Source organism: Serratia ureilytica (genome assembly GCF_013375155.1).
Taxonomy (GTDB): Bacteria; Pseudomonadota; Gammaproteobacteria; order Enterobacterales; family Enterobacteriaceae; genus Serratia; species Serratia ureilytica.
This window is the reverse complement of the sequence record NZ_JABXOF010000006.1, coordinates 99,015-112,521: the sequence shown is the minus strand read 5'-3', so window position 1 is coordinate 112,521 and position 13,507 is coordinate 99,015. Positions and strand designations below refer to the sequence as shown.

Here is a 13,507-nt window from a genome sequence, read left to right as displayed (position 1 = left end):
GAATGTACCCTATCGCGAACGAGTTAAAAGTGGGTAACAATCAATTGGATAGTTACCTGCCTGTGCGCAATAAAAATAACGATATTAGCTGGCAATTCGTCACTGGTCTGGTCCTTAGCTACGCCCTGAAACGCAAAATCGAAGCTTACGATCCCGAACAATTCCGAGAAGATTGTAAAACACATCTCCAGGAACTGCTTGATGAGCCTGCATTCTGGTCCGTGCTGGAACGGATGTATTTTTCCAGTCAGGATATTTTCCATGTCTCCCCACTTTTTTTACTGTTCCACGCCCAGTTTAATGGTGAAAAAATAAGTGCGAGTTCAACGGCAGATAAACGACTTGGCACGCTGTTTGCCCATTTGATGGGAGATTTCAGCCTTCGTTATCCCATACAGGACAGACTGAACTTCATCGAGCAGCAAATGCTGAATAAGCTCAATGAAAAAATAAAGCTGTTGGGGAAAGGACCGTTTGCTGAAGAGCAACCGTATCTTCCGTACATGGTAACGTGTTTTCAGTCCGATTTGGCGTTTTTGGCGGAGCACCCACAATACCTTTTACAAGAATTGACCAACACCCTACGTTTGTACGCCTTTAGCTGGTGCGCTCAACTGGCGCTCAATCTGGACAACTGGCAGGACGGCGAACCACAAAGCAAATCACTGTTTTTTATTCTTGATAGCGAAAAAGCCAGCTCCGAACGTGAAAAGGTGAAACGTTATGGCTATAAGCTTTTCGCCAGCCAGAGCGAAAAACTGTTTCCGATACTTTCCGCGCTGGAGGTGTTGCAGGTAAAAGGAGAGAAAAAACGCCCTCTCTGGCAGGTATATCAGGATTGTTTGAATTATTCTGGTCCCCCAAACCAGGTGTTAGATGAGATTAATGATTACATACAGAAATTTATTAGTAAGGACGAACGAGATCTTCCTGCTCGTGACCGCGCAACAAACCTGGAAAGTGCTTTCAAACAGCTATTATCCGTTGCCATAGAGCAATTCCAGGATAAAAAAACTAACCGCGCGGATATAAATAAGAACTACATTAAGGAGCTGGAAAGCCAGATTTGCACTGACTTCATTCAGGTCCGTGGTCGGGCAGGGAAAGTGCTGGTGCTAAATCAGGATCGTCTTCTGTTACTGACTAATCTTACTGTGGGCATAAATGACAAACTCCGCCTGCATGAACTGCTGCGTGGTTTTGAACAGCGCGGTTTTTATTTGGACAACCAATCGGCGCAAACGCTGGTGGCGTTTTATGAACGCATGGGAAACGTAGAGCGAATGAGTGATAGTGGAGACGCCGTATATGTCCGTAAAACAGTATGAAACCTATCTGGCAGAAACCTTTATTGAATGGGTAGGTGGCATCATTCAGCCCGGCGAGCGCTACCAGTTCAAATCTCCCGATCCCGATAATGCCCTAAAACTCTGGGAAGCATTCGTCTCTCTGGCGGACGGCAATCAGTTGGAAATTGCGCCAGGGCAGTATATTGATTGCCTCCCCTGCAATGGTGTTCAGCTTATTCCTGTACTGCACGGAGCCGAGGCTCCAGCATTCACAGAAAACTACATTTCTCATTTGCGCGATGAAGTTGCAGGGCGCAGCGGCATTTTTGCCCAAACAGCGCTGTTGATTATTCACAACAGTATGCTCGATACCCTGATTAACAGCACAAAAGACGTAGCTGCACCGGATGCTATCTGGTATCCACAAACTTTCAGTCATCAACTGGAAAAGCTTATTACCACTGGTAGTAACCGTTCGGAATTGTCCCGTTGTTTGCTGGAGGATCAACTGGCGACGGTACTGGATGAAGGGGCGACCGTATTTGGTTTCTCTTCGCTGTATCGCTTGCTGGATGATGGCAATCTGGATTTCTCCGAGCTTCATCTGTTTAAAGATGATGAACTACTGAACTATAGCCAGAAGCAGCTACGCACCCGACTGAATGAAAACCGGAAATTATATCGCCAGATAGAAGATAGTGTTGAACGCTACAGTGGACAGCTGGAGAATGTGCTGCCTGAGTTTAGTTCAAAATTCATTCAGGAGCATTTTTACGATAAAGATGACTGGCGTGAGCTCGATTTCTCCGACTACAGAAAAGAGAAAGAACAGAATAGTGAACAAAAACTGGTGCTGGAGAACGTCTCCGTCGAAAACGGCGAGGTTTGGCAACGGGCGAAAAGCGCCAGTAAGGCAGGCAAACGAGACATCAGCCTGCTGGTGCAGGTGCAGCCAGGGCAATCAAAGGCTGAGCTGGAGTTCAGTTTTCAGGGTAATGATCTTCAGGATAACCAGATAAAGATTGCCCATAATCGGCAGTTAAAGAATGCACCTTTCTGGCGCACTAGCCGAGCGGGAGGCAAGACTTCCCGCATTATGGCATCGGTGCCTTTTGACGGGCATCCTTGTTTCTTTAGTCTTGAACTGACCAACCGCAATAATTCAGCTGAAGAGTATAAATTTCGCCTGTTGTTGGTCGAGCAGGGACAATTCTGGCTTAACGATATCCAGCACTGTTACCGCATTGAGCCAGGTAAAGACCAAATAACCCTGCAACTGGAAGATAACACTCTGCGTATTGCCGAGTCTGGCAACTTGATCTGTACGTTGGATGACGAGAGTGAAGATATCAACTGCCAGCATTATGCTCATGTGAATTTTGAGACGCTGGCAAATAAAAGTGACCTGGTTCAGTTTGCGCTCGTTTCCGGTGATTCCCGTCTGTCGTTTAACATCGAGGGGCCGGGAGCAGAAGAAGGGCTAACGTTGCCGTTGCTTTTTGACCAAAGTCGTTTCAATAAATTGTTCAAAGAAGAGGGCAATGCAACCTGGAACCGACTAAAAGGGCGCATCATTCTCGATAATACTGAACACAAGGTCGTCGGTGTACGCCAGCAGTTGTTGATACTGGAAGCCTCATTAATTGAACAACGTCTGCTGGGTAAGGGAAGTGACGATAGTGAGTTTGCGCTGGATGAACTTCTTGCTAGTTACCCCGATCTCCATAACGCCTATGAGCAGTTATTTGCCTACTATCATCGTCGTAACACCCTACCGAGTCTGGTTTCGTGGTCAGCGGAATATCGCACACTGGTCAGCTACATTGTTACTACGTTTGAACGGTCACTCCAGCAAATAGGCCTGAGCAGAGCGCTGACAGCGCAAGAGAAACGTCTTCTGCATCTGGGGATTTGCCGCAATGATAGCCATGAGCGTCTCTCACCACTGCACCCATTAGTGCTGGCCTACCATCTACAACTGGCAGACACTATCGTTGCGGAGTCGGAACAGAACGATTCGGCTTCATTTGCCATACTACCGCCGATCACTCTTGATCGCTTGATGGTTTCCGGGTTAATGCCGTTTGTTTACCACAGTGAGCATGAATATGCGCAACTACAGCCGGTGGAGGAAAACCGCTTCTGGATTGATGCGGTTCCTCAGCGGCAGGTCAGCCATGACTACGTTAAACGTTTGGTAAAAGACAAACTCAATGAGTTCACAGACGCTTATGCCCGGTTGTTCCAGAGCGCTGAAAACAGTGCGTTGATTATCAGTGCCATTAATCAAGGGAATGCTAAAGAACTGTTTCTGGGATTAGTAGAATATTTTAAGCAAGAAAAAGAGCACGCTATTTCGGTTCATGTGAACTGCTATGATGAACGTTTGCTACCCAATATGTTCGATCACTTTGCCGAAAGTGGTAGCTATGAGCAGCTTAAAAACGATCTCGATCTGAACAGCGGCGTATGGCGGGCGGAAGCCGATATGCTGATTGACCTGCTGCGTAGCCGGTTAACGTTCAGCAAATTTGTTCTGCCGTCAGAAAGCGACAAGCTGGCCTATGCACATCTGGCATTTTTCACCAATACAGCACCTGTGGATTGCCGCCAGATCCGCATTGAAGATGCGTCTAGCGGGGTATTGTGTCATGGGTTGATCGCTGGGGAAGGTGCCGAAACGCAGGGGGATGCTTACTTTACCGCGTTTGGATTGCGTGATGTGGATACTGAGTCCTACTGCGCCCTGCGTCTTGCCCGACTAATCGGCTGCCTGTGGCAACCCGCACGTCAAAGCAACAGCCAGTATCATGGACAAGGGATCGGCCTGGCCGTGAGTGGCAATTTTAAACAGCTGCTCAATTACTCTTACAATAGCGCGCTCTGGACCACCATCATTGATCCTAAAGTCACCCTCGACTTTTTTACCAGTCAGCAAGATGTGGTGCTTATCCACTATTCTGACCAGTACACCAGTTGCGCGGGCTACGATGCTGTCACTGTCACGAAGCAGGTTGATTTATTCCTGCGGTTGCTCCAGACCGGAAGCCAGTCAGGGCAACCTGCTGTTGATAGTCAGCATCTGTTGGCTGAATTTAATGCCTTTAACGGTGAATGGCTGCTGAAAATGCTGCGTTCCAGTGAAAGAGAGCGTAAAGAGAAGCATGGCATTATAGGTGCGTACAAATTTGTGCAATCTATGTTGCACCAGTCCGATATTTGCTGGATTCCGTTATCAGTAGCCGAAATGATCCGCGTGTCCGGCAATGTCGGGCTGAAAATGAAAGAGAGTGATTTATCAAGAAATTTACAGGGTTATCGTAAAGGTGCGATCTCTGATGATGTGCTCTTTGTGGGATTCAAAGAAGACCGCCTCCATCTGTTGCCTCTGGAAGTTAAAACCGGGGCACGACCGGACTACAGCTACGCGGGCCAACAGGCTCGTGAGCTGAAACGTTATTTACAGCAGGATATTCTGGAACCACAAACGCTGGCATCACAGCTGTATCGGGCGCTCTTTATACGTCAGGTGTTGATGCAGGTGGAGAAACTACGTCTGTACGGGGTGCTGGACAGTAACAAACTGTCTCCCTTGCTGGATCGACGCGAATGGTGGTTAACGGGCGACTATCAGTTAGGTGAGTTGACCGACTATGCGGACGGCTTCGTTGTGGCGCATGTGGACAGCGCAACCTGCTTCGATCTCTCTTATAAAGAGACAGCGGAGAATATCTTACAGATCGAAATCCCTTATTCACTGTTGCCTTCGCTGATTGCTGCGCAGGGGGATGAACCACCGCTGGCGGAACGTTACCGGGTGCCGGAAAAATACCTGCTTAAGCCAGAGTGTGATGCCAGTCCGTCACAACCCGAAGTTGTGGTAAAAGTCACAACGCCGATCACTGCACAGTCCATTTCGGAACCAGAGTTGTTACAGCCTGCTGTATCGGTAGCGGCTCCTGATATTAGCGATACTCCATTACGGATCTTGTTTGGTCATGATGCTACGCGTCAGAGTCCGTTATATTGGGAGCCAACCAACACCGCCAAGTTCATGAATACCAATACCGGCATTATTGGAACGATGGGCACCGGTAAAACCCAGTTTACTAAATCACTGGTCACACAGTTGATGCGTAATCAGTCCTGTAACGTTGACGGTAAACCTATTGGTTTGCTGATCTTCGATTACAAATCAGACTATGTGGATGAGGCTTTTCTTGATGCAACGGGTGCTAAAAAGTACAAGTTATTTAAGCTGCCTTACAACCCCTTATCTCTGTTTGGCGATACGCCAATGCTACCAATCCATACCGCTGGTGGACTATCGGAAACGATGGCGAAAGCTTATGGGTTGGGCCATAAGCAGCAGCTCAAATTAGAAAATCTGATTTTAGAATGCTACGAAGCGGCAGGTATTTCGCCGGAAGATCCGACAACATGGTCAAGGACTGCGCCGACGATTGAAGATGTATGGCAGCGCTTCCTCGATCAGGAGAAGGTTGAAGAAGATTCGCTTTACGCAGCACTTTCTAAACTGGCGCGTTACAAGATATTCGAGACTATCCCGGAGAAGATGACCAGTTTGTACGAATTGATTGACGGCGTCACCGTGATTGAACTGGCTGGCTACCCGCCAGAAGTGCAAAACCTGGTAGTTGCGCTCACGCTGGATCTGTTTTATGCGCAGATGCAAAAGCGCGGTAAACCAGTGGTTCGGGGGGATTATCGTCAGCTCACCAAAATGATTCTGGTGGACGAAGCCGATAACTTTATGCGTCAGGATTTTGCCAGCCTGCGTAAGATCCTTAAAGAAGGCCGTGAATATGGTGTTGGTGCGATCCTGTCAACGCAGGAGATCACTCACTTTAAGACCGGGGAAAATAATTATGCCTCCTATATTTTAACGTGGGTAATCCATCGTGTTTCTGAGATTAGGAATGCGGATATTAAGGCGGTATTTAACGTTGATGATAAAGGTGAGCAGGAGTCTTTGATGGGGCAGATTCGACAGCTTGAGAAGCATTTTAGCCTTTATATTGATGGTTCAAAAACCGTTTCAAAGTTACGTGACAAGGCGTTCTGGGAACTAGATTAGTAAAATTTACTGGAGATATTGAATGAACGTTAAACCTGAGTATATGTCCTTTGGCGAATTATTTAAGAATAGTAATATTTTCTATACGCCTACATATCAGCGAGACTATTCATGGGAAGATGAGCAGATAGAGCAATTTTGTAATGATATACAAGATGCTTTGAGGAAAAAGAAATCCCAGAAAAGTTGCGAACATTTTTTTGGAGGAGTTGTCTGTGCTCAAGAGAAAACTTTTGGAGGGCACAGAAGGATAGAGAATTTATTAGTGGATGGCCAGCAAAGACTATCCACTATTGTACTTTTCTTTTCTGTCATTCGGAATATTATTAATGCACTTAATTGTGAGGAAGAAAAAGACGCCGAATACAGAACCATGATTTTAAAGGATATCTATAAATACTTTCATCTTGATGAAAGAGAAAATCGTGAAATTAAAAAACATGTAAGAATTACAATAGGCAATGCTGATAACGAATTTTATCAATCATTAATTGATGCTAACCCATTAAAAGCTACACGGAATTCGCATGAATTAATGTTAAGAGCTAGGAAAAACTTTAATGCCTTTATTAGGGATAGTCTATTTAAAAACAAAAAAATCTCCGAATGTTTAGAAATCATAGATGACATAGTCAAGTTATTTGAAGAGTCTTTTTTAGTTATTCATATTGTAACCAATAGTATTGATGATGCATACAAATTATTTACCGTACTAAATGATAGAGGCATTAACTTAACTGAAGGGGAATTACTTAAAGCATATACAATAGGTATATGTAGCGATAACACTTCGTATCAACGGAGTATTTCAGATAATTGGGATGCCATACTTAAACATCCATCAAAGAAAGTAACTGATTATTTAAGATGGATTTTAATTATGTTAACCGGCACTAATATTACTGCCTCGTCTGTTTTGGAAGAATATAAAAAAACAGTATTTAATGAATCAATAAATAAATCAGAAATAAATAAAACAGTCGCTTACATTAGAGAGTGTGTTGAGAGGCTGGAGTATATATCAAGTGGTGAGTGGCCCTTCGAGAATGATGATAATAATAAATGGCATAAAAGCAAATTAGACCTCCTTATCAATAAATTAAAACATTTGCATGCAATGCCATTATTACTGGCTGCAAGTTTCTCATCCGAAAATAACTTTAAGCATATTGTAAATGAAACAAGCAAATTTTTTATTAGATGTAAAATGATTAGTGACTTACATGCAAGTATTTTCTCAAAATTATATGCAGCCCTAGCATTAAAAATACATACGGAGCGTGATAGATTTGATATTTCTAATTTACATAACGCGTTTAATGAAACTCTCTTAGATAAAGATCATGAAGATGTAAAGTTTAGTGCTAATGTTAGAAGTTTGATCTATCAAAAAAAAGGAGATAATAAACCGATAAAATGTTTATTAATGACAATTCAAGAAAATTGGGAGTGGTTAATACAGCCTTGTCAGGGTAATAGCCTAAATAGATTAAAGAGAGAGGATCAAACTGTGATTTTTGATTTTAACAGTATGACTCTTGAGCATATATATCCATATTCAGCACACCAAGAGGATAAAAATATGGATATGGAAAAAATTAAAAATAACATTGGGAATATTGTCCTTTTAGATCCTTCTCGGAATAATAAGAATGATAATAAGTCTTTTATAAATAAGAAGGATACATTTAAAAATACAGGAATTGGTATTCATTCATGGATTTATGAACAAGAAAAGTGGACGGAAGAGTCTGTTAAAAAACTTACAGACATGTATGTTGAAGCTGCCATAAAGGTATTTTCTTTCTCTTAGAGAAATATATAAACATGGCGCTGTTATTAGCGCCATGTTTGTTTATATATTGTTAGATAAATCTCTCAAATTTCGATAATTTCTTAATGCAGCAATCCCATCCTCAACATGCGCCGCCCACGCCTTTATTATGTCCTTCTGTGTCAACTGCGGATAAAGCATCTTCAGCACCAATTCCGTAGCTTGCAGCGTTTCCCCAAGCCACGTTATTTTATCCAGCACTAGCGAGCCATCGAGCTTCTTAGTATCACGCTCAGGCGAATAACGAAACTCACTCTCCACCGAGCGGAAGAATGCCAGTCGAGTCGCGACATTGGGCGTAATCCCAGTATATCCTTTTAACTTCTTGAGCTGGTCTTCAGTCTGACGACTAAGCACCATTCGATTCGGGAGCATCAAACAGCCTCCTTAGTTAGTTCCCAGAAATAACCGGGTTTCAGCGCAGATGATTTGGTATGCGCATTAAACACAATCTCATAAGCATGAGAAATATCATCACGCAGTCGGTCGACGAAATAACGCTCGTCCACTTCAGTATCGGTGGATAGCAGCACAACCTGATGGCTGGCCTCCGGGAAATAATGATTAATCAACTTATCCCGGTGCTGAGAATCCAGACGCCCTAACGGCGTATCAATAATCACCGGGAAATCACGCCCAGAGGTTTTTGCAAGCGCCTCAAGAATCGCAATCGCATAAATCTGCTTTTCACCCGCAGAAAGCAGCTTACGATTAATCACCGAACCTTTTTCATCCACCAGTTCAACATCAAATGTCTGTGGGTTTATGTGCGCATTAAGCTGTAAATCCTCTTTACGAGCCAGCTTATGGTAGGCAATTTCAAAGTTAGCGGATAACTTTTTCACTCGCGCCTGCGTTAACACATCGCTGTAGTAATCGAGCAGGTTAATGGTCTCCTGCGCGTTTTTAAACGCACTGCTAAGACCATGTTGGCTACGGGTTATGTCATGTGCTTTCTGTACCTGACGAACACATTCCAGTTGCTGCTGTTTCGTCCGTTTAGCCTCTTCCAGCAATGAGCGATATTTTTGCCGCTGTTTTTCACGCTTATGATCGAGATCGCGTAGTGCTGCAAAGAGATCCATTAACTGCTCGTCTTCCGGGGCGCGAGCAATATTAGCAGCGGCTTGTTCCAGTTGTTGTTCAATATCCGCTAATTGATGGCGGTACATATCAAAACGCTGCCATGCTTTTTTGCTGTCCTGCTCAATGGACTGCTGGAGCATACCGGCTTCACGTTCAGAAATATCAAACAGCAAATCACCTTTTGGTTTGGCTGCCATATATGCGTCCAAATTATTGGTAATCGCTTCGGTAGCAATGGCTCTGGTACTACTCTCACTGCTGGAACGGAACGCGATATCATTTTTGAGTTGAGTTAAAAATTGATTTAACTCCGTCTCAAAATTTTTCGCCTGCTTGATCTGTGCTTCATTGGTAATTTTTTCCAGCAACCGCGACAACGTATTAGGCGCTAACGCATAGGGCAACGATCCATCGCATTCCTGTCGTAACGCTTTTTCCAGACGCTCTTTTTCTTTTAACAGCGTTTCAACTTTCTGTTTTTCCTGTGCTTTAGTCTGGGCAAATGCGCCGCCCTGCGCATTTAACAATCCCTCATGGCGAATAATGTCCTGGGATAAAAATTCAATCCGCGAGTTGACGAAATCGGCCTCTTCCAGCAATTTCTCTGCCTGACCGGCAAGCGTTTTAATCTTTGCTTCAAGCGCTTCAACCTGCTGTTGCTGGGAGCCAGCCAACTGCGCGGTTTGCTGGCGTTTGACAAAAATCATCAGGTCATTTTGTAGTCTGGCGATCAGATCCAGTCCCAACAAACGACGCACCGCTGTACGCAGAATATTGCCAGATTCATCTTCCGCCAACTCTGCAATCTTCTCTCCATCAAAAAAGAAAAGATCGGCGACACCGTGAGGAATTAATTCATTCAAAAACCCTTGGCACTGGTCATAACTGAGTTCACTACGCGGTTGTCCATCCTGTTGCAAAGAGAGACGATCTTTCTTTCCTTTCTTCCAGCTTCGCGTGACGGTGAATTCAGTCTCATGGCCGTTTTGGTTGTAGGTAAAGGTCAGTTCTACTGCGGCCTCATCCGGACGCTCTGCTGTATACGTCCCGTTGTGCACCAGTGCCCCGAGTTGTTCAACATACTCCTGCTGCTGCATTGCCGGGCCAAACGCTAAACGCCCATACAGTGCCAGTCGAATTGCCGACAAAATAGATGTTTTCCCTGCACCATTTAAACCACCAAATAGCACAATCGGGCGAGGGTTTACTTCATGCGGACGCTTTCTGGGAGCCAGATCGATGGTGTGTGTGCCGCAAAATACGCGAAAATTATGTAATACTAGTTGCTTAATGAGCACGTTCATTTTCCTCATCGATAAGCACAGACGATTCGCCTGCATCGATAATTCTGCGCTGTAAAGTCTGGAGTTCAGCTTCTAGCTTATCCACTTCGTCCTGATGAATATCTCGGTCGTTGCGTTTTTGCAGCGTTGCCTGTTGCTGCTGGATTTCTTCCAGGCTGCCCCAGTCCTGCTTTAAAATTGTTCCGAGCTTGTCAAAAATCCCCTGGCGACGACTTAACCCTTCCATCGAGGTTTCCAGCTCAATCAGTTTCATCACCATTTCAGGTACTACGTCGAACCCTTGCGTTATCTGCGCCAGCAAATCAGCATCGCTGGCATCAAAGCGCGACTGATCGTCAACCACCCAATTCAAATCCTGCTGATATACCTCGCGGTAAATCCCCGGCAATGTGTCGTGCCAGTCTGGCTCGTTAGGATCTTTCAACCACTCCTGACGGATAGCGTGCAGCTCCGGCTGGGTAATTAACGTAATCGTGTGGCCCTGGGCGTTTAAATCACGCTCAATTTCCAGTAAGTCTTTTAACCACTGCTGGCGGTATTTGAGCCAGTAGGGGCCAGGAACATGCTTACGCTCTGCGCTACGATCTTCGCCGTCTTTAGCGTACTGATAGCTCACCTTACCAGTGCGGCGTTTATAGTTGCGATAGGTGTCTTTATTCGCCGGATCGGTGGTAAACGCCAGCAGATCACGATATTTCAGCAAAGGCGACATCCACTCTTCGCCATTTTTGATCAGACTTTCCATCGCTTTATCTTTGGTGACTACGGTACAGGTCCAGCAGCCAAAGCGAGAATTCCCGCAAGAAGGGGTACTTTCGTCGATCACCAAGGGACACTCACCCTGTGCGGAAGAGTCCATATACAACGTCCACAGAGGACGATTGTTTCCTCCCCACGGGCTTTCCCATTCGTCGATATCTTCAGGAGCATAGCGGAACGCGCCGCGTAGCAGTTTCCAGACGTCTTCTACATCCCAGGTATCAATAGGGGTATAGATAAACGCATTTGCTAGTGTGGTGTGCCGGGCCAGGCGGGAGCCATCAATTTTGTGCTTTGCGATGACCTGCGCACGGGAGGCACTCTCGCTACTACGTGAGCCGAGGACAACAATCACTTCATCAAACTGGCTGACCTTATCTTTAATAAAGTCGCTCACCGGATTGATTTTCATACGCTCGGTACACCAGCGAAAACTACGGGTTGGGGCCGGATAACCTTTTCCCAGCAAATTAACCCAGAAGGTTTCATTGGTTTTTGGCATCACGGCATGTTGGGTGATCGGCAAGCCATTGCGTTTTGCACAAGCCTCAATCTGCAACATGGTTTTCTTAATAAGATCAACAACTACTGGCGTTTCTACCAAAGTGTCGGAGGATACTAAGAAAACATCTTTGCTACGCATTTCAGGGGGTAAGCCCAGTAAGGCCAGATATACCAGCGTAATAACCGCTGAAGAGTCTTTACCACCACTGTAGCCAATTACCCATGGGCGTTTATCTGCGCAATAAATTCTCTGAACTTCAGCAACATATTCGGATAAGGGGCGTCCAGCGAACAGCTCCTGATTAATAAAATCTTCGTATTCGGCCAAATCGTAGGCCTGAACTAATTTACTCATGAGACAACCATTTGAGCTTCAAGCTCCTGTTCTTCAGGAGTGAGGGGGATTGAGAGCGCGATTTTTAGCGCATTACAGGTGAGCTGGATCGCCGTACTGGTTTTACTCAGTTTGCCGTGCTGCATCGCACGTTTGACGAGATCCGGGTTGTTTCTGCGCCAGTTAAAAGTTTTAAGTGCGGCTATTTTCTCCGGCCATTGCTCAGGATAATCCGTTAGCAGGGTATATCCCAGTTGCCCAAGTGCCTGCAATCCAATGCCATGAGCGTGAACATAATCTTGTCGTAACTGAACCGGTGAAACCTCTTTTTTAGCCGCTAGCTGCCAATCCGGCATCACGCTAAAAATAGCTTGCCAATATTGGGTAGCAATTTGGGTGCATTCCTCAAAGTTGTTCTCTTTGGGATCTTTACCCAACAATGCGCGGGTAGCCTGCTTGATGCTGCTCAACGTAAATAACTTATTCGACCGCTGACTGATGCCAGATTTTTCCAGTTCTGTCATCCCAACAAACGGCTCTATGGACATCGCCAGGTAACGTGCCAGATTTGAACTGGCATCGCGATGATCGTATAGAGACGCTAGCGACGGGCTGGGGCGAATGGCGTATTTATTCAGATCGGCGAACATCTGCTGGCTGCGTTTTAACCCTTCATCGACAAAAAACAGCACCGGAATATTATCCTGCCCCAGTTCCGGGCGAGCGTCTAAAGCGTCTTCAATTGCTTTACGGCGATGCTGGCCATCATTAATGAGGATTTGTGCATCCATTGGCACACATAACGTCCCCAGATTGTTTGTACCTGGGTGCTCATCAAACTGGACGTCAACAGCGATGGACGCTGTTAGTGCGGAAAATACATAATCTTTCGGATTTTCAAGAAGATAACGAACCATTTCGGGGATGCGTGATTTATTCAGCGTGCGCTGCGCGCGTAGCTCAGGCGGTACGTCGTTTTCATCAAAGCTGAATATCTTGGGGATGATGCGCATCGGGCACGTGGCGATGTAGAAAGGGCGACCAGCCTGAATGCCACGTATAGCTGGAAACGAGTAGCAATAATTTGCATCAATATTAGCCATACTAAAATCCGTTTAGATATCCAATGAATTTCATTACGTGATATTTTACGTAATCTACGGCTGGATTTATAGCTTTTTTACGTGAATTTTTACGTACTAAAATTCATTTTTCATCAATATGTTACTATGTTACTAATAACCAAAGTATTCTGTAGCTGTTGTGACTCCTGGGTTTTATATTTTTTATTTACAATCA

7 protein-coding genes are annotated in these 13,507 nt (G+C 45.1%); 3 read left to right on the top strand and 4 right to left on the bottom strand.

All coding sequences use genetic code 11. The annotated features are described in order from the left end of the window. Positions 1-2: 2 nt before the first annotated feature. The 3 genes from dptG to HWW83_RS12680 are packed head-to-tail and all read left to right on the top strand — an operon-like array spanning position 3 to position 8,200. Positions 3-1,328, top strand: coding sequence for a DNA phosphorothioation-dependent restriction protein DptG (gene dptG, locus HWW83_RS12690; protein ID WP_176589346.1), 1,326 nt, complete (start codon positions 3-5; stop codon positions 1,326-1,328). Further along, positions 1,309-6,387 (top strand): DNA phosphorothioation-dependent restriction protein DptH, encoded by a 5,079-nt coding sequence (gene dptH / locus HWW83_RS12685; RefSeq protein ID WP_176589345.1) that lies wholly within the window; start codon positions 1,309-1,311, stop codon positions 6,385-6,387. The genes dptG and dptH overlap by 20 nt, the downstream gene beginning before the upstream one ends. A 22-nt stretch (positions 6,388-6,409) precedes the next feature. Next, the gene (locus HWW83_RS12680) at positions 6,410-8,200 is read left to right on the top strand and encodes a DUF262 domain-containing protein (RefSeq protein ID WP_176589344.1); all 1,791 of its coding nucleotides are present in this window, start codon (positions 6,410-6,412) and stop codon (positions 8,198-8,200) included. A 42-nt stretch (positions 8,201-8,242) separates the two neighbouring features. On the opposite strand, the gene dndE is transcribed toward HWW83_RS12680, so the two are convergent. The 4 genes from dndE to dndB are packed head-to-tail and all read right to left on the bottom strand — an operon-like array spanning position 8,243 to position 13,311. Beyond that, positions 8,243-8,596, bottom strand: a complete 354-nt coding sequence (gene dndE / locus HWW83_RS12675; protein ID WP_176589343.1) for a DNA sulfur modification protein DndE — start codon at positions 8,594-8,596, stop codon at positions 8,243-8,245. Next, positions 8,596-10,605, bottom strand: coding sequence for a DNA sulfur modification protein DndD (gene dndD, locus HWW83_RS12670; RefSeq protein ID WP_176589367.1), 2,010 nt, complete (start codon positions 10,603-10,605; stop codon positions 8,596-8,598). Before dndD ends, dndE begins: the two co-directional genes overlap by 1 nt. Then, a complete protein-coding gene (gene dndC, locus HWW83_RS12665) occupies positions 10,595-12,229 on the bottom strand; it encodes a DNA phosphorothioation system sulfurtransferase DndC (RefSeq protein WP_176589342.1) in 1,635 nt (544 codons plus the stop codon). Before dndC ends, dndD begins: the two co-directional genes overlap by 11 nt. After that, on the bottom strand, positions 12,226-13,311 hold the full coding sequence (gene dndB, locus HWW83_RS12660) for a DNA sulfur modification protein DndB (RefSeq protein ID WP_176589341.1): 1,086 nt from the start codon (positions 13,309-13,311) through the stop codon (positions 12,226-12,228). The genes dndC and dndB overlap by 4 nt, the downstream gene beginning before the upstream one ends. Positions 13,312-13,507: the final 196 nt, after the last annotated feature.

Excerpts from the sequence above, each read along its gene's own strand:
- dndE (WP_176589343.1), bottom strand. The coding sequence starts at position 8,596 with ATGCTCCCGAATCGAATGGTGCTTAGTCGTCAGACTGAAGACCAGCTC.
- dndC (WP_176589342.1), bottom strand. The coding sequence starts at position 12,229 with ATGAGTAAATTAGTTCAGGCCTACGATTTGGCCGAATACGAAGATTTT.
- dptH (WP_176589345.1), top strand. The coding sequence starts at position 1,309 with ATGTCCGTAAAACAGTATGAAACCTATCTGGCAGAAACCTTTATTGAA.
- HWW83_RS12680 (WP_176589344.1), top strand. The coding sequence starts at position 6,410 with ATGAACGTTAAACCTGAGTATATGTCCTTTGGCGAATTATTTAAGAAT.
- dptG (WP_176589346.1), top strand. The coding sequence starts at position 3 with ATGTACCCTATCGCGAACGAGTTAAAAGTGGGTAACAATCAATTGGAT.
- dndB (WP_176589341.1), bottom strand. The coding sequence starts at position 13,311 with ATGGCTAATATTGATGCAAATTATTGCTACTCGTTTCCAGCTATACGT.